7 protein-coding genes are annotated in these 8502 nt (G+C 62.6%); 4 read left to right on the top strand and 3 right to left on the bottom strand.

The window, feature by feature from the left end; translation table 11 throughout:
* Window positions 1-203: 203 nt before the first annotated feature.
* The gene (locus GGD63_RS17825) at window positions 204-1046 is read right to left on the bottom strand and encodes an alpha/beta fold hydrolase (protein ID WP_183244192.1); all 843 of its coding nucleotides are present in this window, start codon (window positions 1044-1046) and stop codon (window positions 204-206) included.
* 282 nt (window positions 1047-1328) lie between these two features.
* Here GGD63_RS17825 and GGD63_RS17820 point away from each other — a divergent pair, with 282 nt between their 5' ends.
* The 3 genes from GGD63_RS17820 (at window position 1329) to GGD63_RS17810 (ending at window position 5056) form a co-directional block, all read left to right on the top strand.
* On the top strand, window positions 1329-1649 hold the full coding sequence (locus GGD63_RS17820; RefSeq protein WP_183244191.1) for a BA14K family protein: 321 nt from the start codon (window positions 1329-1331) through the stop codon (window positions 1647-1649).
* A gap of 178 nt (window positions 1650-1827) precedes the next feature.
* The gene (locus tag GGD63_RS17815; protein WP_183244189.1) at window positions 1828-3033 is read left to right on the top strand and encodes an ABC transporter substrate-binding protein; all 1206 of its coding nucleotides are present in this window, start codon (window positions 1828-1830) and stop codon (window positions 3031-3033) included.
* Between the two features lie 232 nt (window positions 3034-3265).
* Window positions 3266-5056 (top strand): hypothetical protein, encoded by a 1791-nt coding sequence (locus tag GGD63_RS17810; RefSeq protein WP_183244186.1) that lies wholly within the window; start codon window positions 3266-3268, stop codon window positions 5054-5056.
* Window positions 5057-5162: 106 nt separating this feature from the next.
* On the opposite strand, the gene GGD63_RS17805 is transcribed toward GGD63_RS17810, so the two are convergent.
* Window positions 5163-6629 (bottom strand): hypothetical protein, encoded by a 1467-nt coding sequence (locus tag GGD63_RS17805; RefSeq protein ID WP_183244184.1) that lies wholly within the window; start codon window positions 6627-6629, stop codon window positions 5163-5165.
* Window positions 6630-6919: 290 nt separating this feature from the next.
* Between GGD63_RS17805 and GGD63_RS17800 the strand changes: the two genes are divergently transcribed.
* Window positions 6920-7084, top strand: a complete 165-nt coding sequence (locus tag GGD63_RS17800; protein ID WP_018641576.1) for a Flp family type IVb pilin — start codon at window positions 6920-6922, stop codon at window positions 7082-7084.
* A gap of 264 nt (window positions 7085-7348) precedes the next feature.
* On the opposite strand, the gene GGD63_RS17795 is transcribed toward GGD63_RS17800, so the two are convergent.
* Window positions 7349-8332 carry a phosphatase PAP2 family protein gene (locus tag GGD63_RS17795; protein WP_183244182.1) on the bottom strand — a complete coding sequence of 328 codons (984 nt, stop codon included), beginning with the start codon at window positions 8330-8332 and terminating at the stop codon, window positions 7349-7351.
* Between the last annotated feature and the right edge of the window lie 170 nt (window positions 8333-8502).

Raw genomic sequence — 8502 nt, 5'->3', positions numbered from 1 at the left:
GCAGCCCAGCTCGGGCGGCCACCCGGGCTGGGCCATTCCTCACGGAACGAGGCCATTCTAATCCAGTGCGCTAAAACAAGGGTGGGCAAAGGCGCTCTTGCGCCGTGCCCACCATCTCTCTCGGGTGTTCATGCAAGAGATGGTGGGCACGCTGTCGCTTTGCCCACCCTACGATATCTCACTACGCGGCCGCTGCTGGCCTCTCACCGCCGCCGCAGAAAACGCAGCACATCGTCGTTGAACTGCTCCGGATCCTGCAGGAACGAGAAGTGGCTGACCTCCGGCTGAATCAAGAGGCCGGCCCCCGGAATGTTCGCCGCCATGAATTCGGTGTTCTCGCGCTTGATCGCCTCGTCGTGGTCGCCGTCCACGATCCAGGTCGGCACCTTGATCGCCGCGAGGTCCGAGGCCGTCCATTTCGGCTGGCTCTCCCACATCTTGGTGATCTCGTCGACGAAGCCCTTGTACTGCGTCGGCGTCGGCGAGAGGCGCTTGTACTCTTCGCCGGCCCGCGCGATGTAGGCGTTGAAGACCTCGCTTGAGGCGATGTCGGCAACGCCTGACGGATCCGAGTTCGCCGCGAAGGCGAACAGCTTGTTCACCCGCTCCGGATGCTTCATGGCGATGTCGAGACCGATGATCGCGCCGTCGCTCCAGCCGACGATCGCCGCCTTCCTGATCTTGAGACGGTCGAGCAACCCGACCACGTCCGAGGCCATCAGATCGTAGCCATAGGGCTCCTGGTTGCGACTGCTGCGCCCGTGTCCGCGGCTTTCCATGACGATGACCTGATAATGTCGTTGCAGCGCGCGGACCTGGTGGCCCCAATAGTTGGCGTTGGCGAGACCGCCATGCAGTAGCAGCACGGGCTCACCGCGGCCGTACACGGCGTACCAGACCTTGATGCCGTTGACCGGCGCAATGCCGCTCTGTGCCGCCTTGGGCAAGGTCGGCGTCGGCGGCAGGTTCAGCCATCGCGGCGCCGCATGCGCGGCCGTGATCGAGATCGTGACGAGCAATGCGGCGAAGAGATTGCGAAAGATCATGATGCGCCTTCCTGTTCGATCGCCGGATATTAGCGCATTGCGACGCCGGCGCGTCAGTCTCGAGGCAGCGTCGCACCGAGACGTGAAGACGGCAGAGATCGCGGCCCCGCGGAGATGGATCCTTCGTTGCGTTCCGCAAACAAACGACTCTTTCTGCATTTGAACGGCGACATTGCGTTCGGCCGCGCGTATCGGGCGCGTCGGGCTTGTCCGGTGCACCATGTCGATCCACTTCCTGCCGCACCGGCCGCGCGATGCACCGGCCCATGATGGAGATCGACCATGACTGGATTCAAGACTTTCGCTGCCGTGGCTTTGTTGTCGGCCCTGACCGCAACCACCGCCTACGCGCAATCCGGCTTTGCAAGCAGCCATCCGGATACGTACGAGGCGGAGAACCCCAATCGCAACCTGAATGGCACGCTGACGCCGGCAGGCCGGCTGGGCCTCGAACTGCCGGACGGCGCAGCGCGTGCGCAAGGCGTGGACAACGTTCTGGCTCGCGCGGATGGCTCGCGGTCCTGCGCCGAGCGCTATCGTTCCTTCGACCTGGCCAGCGGCACCTATCTGGGCTTCGACGGCAGCCGTCATCCCTGCAGGTAATGCGCCGCGCAGGTCACCGATCCGGATAGCGAGACGCAGGGTGGGCAAAGGCGCTTTTGCGCCGTGCCCGCCCTGCCATCGCCGGTCGATAATGATTGGAGTTCGCCCCGATGTCATGGCATGCTCCTCCCAAATAAAGGTGCGACGCGATCGCACCAATAGTGGGGAGGGGAAGCCGATGCGCGTTAAGGCGACATTGGGCGCGCTTGGCGCCGTTTCATTCCTGCTGTGGCCTGCTGCTTCCTTCGCCGCCGAGATGCGCGGCGTCACCGCGACCGAAATCAGGATCGGCCAGACCATGCCCTATAGCGGCCCGGTGTCGGCCTTCGGCGCGCTCGGCAAGGGCGAGGTCGGCTATTTCAAGATGCTGAACGAGAAGGGCGGCATCAACGGCCGCAAGGTCAATCTGATCTCGCTCGACGACAGCTACGCGCCGCCGAAATCGGTCGAGCAGACGCGCCGCCTGGTCGAGAGCGACGAGGTCGCGTTGATCTTCTCCTCGATCGGCACCGCCCACAACACCGCGATCGCAAAATATCTCCAGTCCAAGAACGTGCCGCAGCTCTTTATCGGCTCCGGCGCCTCGAAATTCGCCGACATCGCACAATATCCGCAGGCGACCATGGGCGTGCAGGCGCCGTTCCGCTACGAGGCGCGGCTGTACGCGCGCTATGCGCTGGCGAAGAATCCCAACGCGAAATTCGCGGTCATCTCCCAGAATGACGATTACGGCCGCGACTATCTCGCCGGGCTGAAGGACGTGCTCGGCGAAAAATACGAGTCCGTGGTCACCAATGCCACCTATGAAATCCAGGATCCGACCATCGATTCCCAGATCGTGAAGCTGAAGGCTTCGGGCGCCGACGTGTTCGTGATCGCGGCGACGCCGAAATTCGCGGCGCAGGCGATCCGCAAATCCTTCGAGATCAACTGGCGGCCGATGACGTTCCTCTCGAACGTGTCGGTATGGGTCTCGACCGTGATGGAGCCGGCCGGGCTGGAAGCCGGCACCGGCATTCTCTCCACCGCCTATGTCAAGGATCCCGACGATCCCGCCTGGAAGGACGATCCCGGCGTCAAGGTCTGGCGCGAGTTCATGACCAGATACATGCCGGAGGCCGATCAGCACGACACCAACTACGTCAATTCCTACAACAGCGCGATGGCGCTGGAGGCGGTGCTGAGAGCCTGCGGCGACGATCTGTCGACCGAGAACATCCTGAAGCAGGCGTTTGCGATCCGCGATCTCGAATTGCCGATGCTGCTGCCCGGCATCAAGGTCAACACCAGCCCGACCGATCACGTTCCGGTCGATCAGATGCAGTTCATGCGCTTTAACGGCAAGAGCTGGCAGCGCTTTGGCGAGCTGCAGACGGGAAATTGACCTGTCCCGGAATGGAGCGATCGTGCCGCGGGCCTTAGCCCGGCATTTACCATCAGCCCGTGTGCCAGTTCCGAGACGTCGCTTAAGCCGCCCTTAGCGTTTGTGGTTTAGCTCTGCTGCTGTCCGTCCTCATCGCTCTGCGCGGGCAAGCCAGGCGGGCGCTTTCGGACGGATCGCCGGCATGGCGCTCGACCGAGGCTGATCCGCAGCGGTCGCTTTCACCGGCAGTTGAATGGCAGACGTCGACGTCACCTCTGACATGATCGGCCGCGATCGCGCGGTCCGCACCTCGAATTCCTGGGTCGAGATATTTTCGGTCGCCGTCTTCGCGTCGGCGGTTTCGGTGTTGCGGACGGGATTCGTCTTCGGCCTCACCAACAACCTCTATCACCTTCCGATCGTTGCCGGTCTCTACAATGAGCCGCAATACGCGGATGACCGGTTCATCCAGTCGTTGCGCTATTTTGCGTCCGGTGTCTGGCTGATCCTGAGCGGCGTCGAACGATACTTTGACAACGTTCCGTTGCTGTTCCTCGTTCTGTTCTTCCTGTCCCGGCTGCTCAGCTTTGTCGGATTCCTGTGTTGCGCTTCGCTGCTGGGGGTCACGGAGCAACGCGACAGGATCGTCTTCAGCCTGATCCTCTGCTTCGTTGCGTTTCTTGACGGCTACAGCTATGCCGGCTCCGGTGGCCTGTTCATCAACACCTTCACCCATTCGGAGATGGCGAATGGCGTGGCCCTGCTGGCGATCTACTTTGCCGCCCGGGGCCGCTTCACCGCGGCGGCGGTTGCTGTCGGGATCACGTTCTTCATCAACGCCTTCTTTGCCGTCTGGCTCGTGCTGCCGTTGGGGCTGATCGGGATACGCTTCCTGTCGCAGCGCAGGGCGACATTCGGCGAGATCTCCTCGCGCGTGCTGATCGGTCTCGTCCTGTGCCTGCCGCTTGCGTTTGCAGTGCTTCACGGCTTCCTGGCAAATCCGGAGTTCGGTCGTCCGTTCGGCTTCGATTATGCCGAGTTCCTGCGTCAGTACTTTCCCGGTCACGTGCTGATCGACTCGACCTCGCCAGGCGATCTTGTCGGGCTCCTGGGCGTCACCGTCATTGGAGCGCTCGCGTTTTTCCTGCTGAGGCAGGCTGCCGCGGAATTGCGGGCGGCCTATGCGGGCGCGATCCTGGTCTATCTGATCGGCATCGTCGTTCCTTTCGCCACGGGATCGCCGTTCATCCTCAACCTTCATTTCCTGCGATCGAGCACGGTCATTCATCTCCTGGCCGCCCTCGCGATCGCGGCATTGGCGACGAAGTGGCTGCGACGGGACACGGAGGCGACTTTCCTTCCTGCCTGTCTCATCGTGCTGTTCCTGAGCTTCGACGGCTGGGCCGGCCTCGCCTTTGTCATCGCCGCCTTGATGTATGTTGTTCGAGCGACCGGATCGACACCGGTCCCATCCTATCAGCGCACCATGGGCCATCTGGTGCTCGCCACGACAGTCTTGCTCGCTTACCCGCTCGCGATCCGGTCCAGTCTCAACTTCAACCGGATCTGCAACGAAGCTATCGAAGAGTGGGGCGCCGTCGGCGCATGGGCGCGCAGCAACACGCCTTTGAATGCCATGTTTCTCACCCCAAGGCGGCCGGGACTTGATGGCCACTCGGAGGTGAGCACCGCCGACATGGCGCTCGATCGCGCCAGCGTCTTTGAATACGTCTCGCACCGCCGCGTCTGGATCGATCACAAGCGCGGCGGAACCGCGATGTGGATGCCGTCCTATTACCAGACGTGGCGAAGCAAGTTGACGGATGTCGACAGTTTGAATTCGCTGGACGAGCGACTGGCCTATGCGTCGCGCAACGGCATCGGTTATGTCATCGATATCTGCGAGAGCCCGGACGTGCAGAGCGGCGCGCTCTATCGAACGAAACGGCTCTGCGTATTTTCCGCGGGTGCGAGCGAACTTCCTGAGCGGAAGAACGCTTCGTCGGTGACAGAGCGGTTGAGCAGCCGGGCGTCGCGCGCGTGAGCCGGCTAAAGCATGGGCCGGAAAAGTGCGAAGCGGTTTTCCGGAAAGATCATGCGCAAACAACAACCTAAAGCGCGATGATGATTCATTCCAATCTCATCGCGCTTTAAGGCGCGTCCTCCCGCACATGGATCACCGCGATATCGTCCGCATAGATCCGCTTCCACCCCTTGAGGTGATCGAGGATCTGGGGGCCCGGGGCATCGGCGGCCAGCAGCGTCGCGTCGATCCTGTACTCCTCGAGCATCCGGGGCAGCAGTTCGGGCTTTTTCCCCTCGGTCGCCTTGAAGAAGTCCATCACGAACTTCTCGCCATAGAGTTCGGCGCGGCCGTCGATGAAGACCGGGATGTCGCGCCCGATCAGGTAGCCGCCGAACCTGTAGGCGTTGAAGATGCGCTGCGCTCCACGCTTCTCGAGCAGGTCGGTCGCCGCGACCGGCGTCTGATCCATCGTGAAGTTGAAGCGATGGTGCGACATGAAGATCGAGGTCGAGGTCCAGCTTGCTGCCACGATCATCAACGCGCCCGCTGCAGTTAGGTACCGGGCAGGCCAGCTCTCGTCAGTCTGCGCATCGGCTTGCGGCAGGGACGATTTCTCGCCGAGCGGCTTGGCCAGCACCAGCGGCACCAGGAAGGCAAAGGCCTCGATGCTCCTGACATGGCTGAGCGCCATCCAGGTCAGCAGCAGGATCAGCAGAATGCGCGGCGGCGACAGTGTCAGGCCGCGATAGAGCCCGATCGCGATCAGGCCGAGCAGCGCGCCTTCGAACGCGGTGAAGGATGCGAAGTTGGCCGGCGACCATTCGGAAATGACCGTCAACAGCTCGCCGAGATTGAGGATGTTGGTCGCACCCAGCAGCGTGCGCCAGCCATAGGGCGTGACGCAGCTCGCGGCGAGGGCCGCAACGCCGAACAGGAACCAGCGCAGCAGCAGCCGGACCTGCTTGTTGGACTCCAGGCCCCACAGCGCCACGAACGACATCGGGCCGATCAGTGCGAGACCCAGCGCGAAGCCGCCGTGCAGGTTCGCCCACAGCGACATCAGCGGCAGCCAGTGCCATGACGGCGTGCCCCTGCGATCGGCTGCCGCCATCAGCATGCCGACCCATGCGATCATCACGGGCAGCGCCAGCATGTGCGGGCGCGCCAGGATGTGATGCAGCGACAGCACGACCGCCAGCATCGCGAACAGCACCGAGCGCGGCATCTCCAGATGCGCGTCGAGCAGATAGACGAGGACCGCCGCCGACAATGCGACCGCGACCGCGGTGAGGATCACCGGGCCGGCCCAGCCCCATTGTGTATAGGAGAGCGCGAACGCGACCTGCGACAGCCATGAGGTTGAAACCCAGGGCGCCCCGGGCCGCGTGAAGGAATAGAAGTCGGTGTAGGGCAGGGCGCGGTGATCGAGGATCCATTGTCCGATCTTGATCTGCCAGAACGAGTCGGAGTCCTGAAGCAGCGTATCGCCGACACAGAGGAAGAAGAGATAGGCGCCCGCTCCGACGCAGAGCGGTACCAGCGCGCGCGCGCGGCTCTGTACTGCGATGCTGTTGGCAAAGGAAAGGGACATGCCGCCTCGTCGTCCTGCTTGTTCTTGTCGGATTGGCGAGCGGCATTGGACCACGTTGGTCATAACTTCGGGTAAACCGCGACGACCGTGTGATGTCGTTACAATTTAACGGATTGTTTTCAATTTCGATTTACCATCGGCGGATACTCGCAAACCGCCGTTTGTTTCCGCAGTCGAATTAACTGCGGCGCAATTCTTTGCCTCTAGGTTCGGTTCCATGGTCGGACGGCGCTGGGAAGCCGAAGAGACCAGACCAGTTGTAGCCTTGTGTACTTTTTTGGGAGCACTCTATGAAGAACCTTGTTGCGCGTTTCGTGAAGGATGAATCCGGCGCCACCGCCATTGAATACGGCCTGATCGCTGCCGGCATCGCGCTCGCGATCATCACCGTGGTCAACAACCTCGGCAGCACGCTGAACACCAAGTTCGGCTCGATCTCGTCCAGCCTCAAGTAAGGCCGAACGACCTGGGAATTCTGAGAGCCTCGTCTTCGACGAGGCTCTTTTCTTTTGGGGGGCCCACGCCGTCATTGCGAGCGCAGCGAAGCAATCCAGGGTCTCTCCGCGGTGGCAGTCTGGATTGCTTCGCTGCGCTCGCAATGACGAGGAAGTGTCAGCGGGCCATCACTTCTATAGCGGTTGCGGAGAGATGGTGGGCACGGCGCGATGCGCCTTTGCCCACCCTACAGCAGCGTGCTTGTGACGGCGAATCTCGCGCCGCTATTCCGCGAGGCTGGGTTGCCAGACCGGCGGTAGCGCAGGTGCGGCGGACACAGGCGCCGTGCGGCCGAGTCGTTCAACATAGAACTTCGTTACCCAGATCGAGGCTGCGGCGAGGGCGATGCCGCCGGCGACGTCGATGAGGTAATGTGCACCGATCGCCGGTGTCGCCGCGATCATCAACAGGTTGAGCGCGGCTGCGATGCCGCCGATGCCGCGCACCGGCCACAGCGCCCACATGTAGAGCACGGCGGATGCGGCGTGAAAGCTCGGAAACGAGACGATGCCGGAGAGGAAGAACAGCCGCAGCTCGTGCAGGCTGCCGTCGCGCAGTGCGAGGATGTCGCGCAGCTGACCGGCATAGACTGCGGTGTTGATCTCGGGGAAATGCGCGGCCGGCAATTGCAGCCCGTAATAGGTGCCGATCGCCGGCACCATTGCGGAGATCGCAATGGTAACCGCGAGCGCAAGGCTCATCGCCAGCATGAACATCTGTAGCCGTACATGACGCGCCGTCAGCGTCAGCACGACGGGAACGCCGAGCAGAGGCCATTTGATCAGCCCGTAGCCGCGGGCCAGGACGTCCGCCAGCCAGGGATGGTCGTTGATGTAACGCGCGATCGGTTCGGGATCGAGGCCGAGCGCACGGTCGATCGCAAGCAGCGCCTCGTCCTGCAGCGGCCAGTTCAGTCTGCCCGCGACATAGCTCAGCGGCCCGACGATGGCGCAGGTGAGAATGACTTGGCCGATCGTGCCGAGCGAGAACACCAGCTTCGGATCGGCAAGCTCTCCCTTGGTCAGGCGGTGGCCACAGGCGACGCCGACCAGGATGGCCGCGATGGCCAGCGTGATGCTGTAGGCGACAGGCTCGAGGCTCAGACCGGTCGCGGGGAGGCCGAACGCCAGCAGGCTGCCCATGGCAACGATGGGAAGCCAGTTCAGGTGGAAGAGCCGCCAGGCGGTTCGGGCGTCCGAATCGAGCATGCTGCACCGAGGTGGGATCGCATTCCGCCGGTAAGGTCGCGGACCTGCTTTAAGATGGCGGTAACAATCGTGGTTAGCCGTCCATCAACCGGCTCTCGCACTTTGCGCATTTGTCGCCTGCGGCTTTGGCGTGACGCTTTGCGCAAATGCATCTTGTCTTCCTTCCTGAA

The sequence above is a fragment of the Bradyrhizobium sp. cir1 genome, from assembly GCF_014198245.1.
Lineage (GTDB): Bacteria > Pseudomonadota > Alphaproteobacteria > Rhizobiales > Xanthobacteraceae > Bradyrhizobium.
This window is presented reverse-complemented; position numbering and strand designations above follow the sequence as displayed.

Bases quoted from the DNA above. Each gene is read 5' to 3' on its own strand.
- GGD63_RS17825 (WP_183244192.1), bottom strand. From the start codon at position 1,046: ATGATCTTTCGCAATCTCTTCGCCGCATTGCTCGTCACGATCTCGATC.
- GGD63_RS17820 (WP_183244191.1), top strand. From the start codon at position 1,329: ATGACTGGATTCAAGACTTTCGCTGCCGTGGCTTTGTTGTCGGCCCTG.
- GGD63_RS17815 (WP_183244189.1), top strand. From the start codon at position 1,828: ATGCGCGTTAAGGCGACATTGGGCGCGCTTGGCGCCGTTTCATTCCTG.
- GGD63_RS17810 (WP_183244186.1), top strand. From the start codon at position 3,266: ATGGCAGACGTCGACGTCACCTCTGACATGATCGGCCGCGATCGCGCG.
- GGD63_RS17805 (WP_183244184.1), bottom strand. From the start codon at position 6,629: ATGTCCCTTTCCTTTGCCAACAGCATCGCAGTACAGAGCCGCGCGCGC.
- GGD63_RS17800 (WP_018641576.1), top strand. From the start codon at position 6,920: ATGAAGAACCTTGTTGCGCGTTTCGTGAAGGATGAATCCGGCGCCACC.
- GGD63_RS17795 (WP_183244182.1), bottom strand. From the start codon at position 8,332: ATGCTCGATTCGGACGCCCGAACCGCCTGGCGGCTCTTCCACCTGAAC.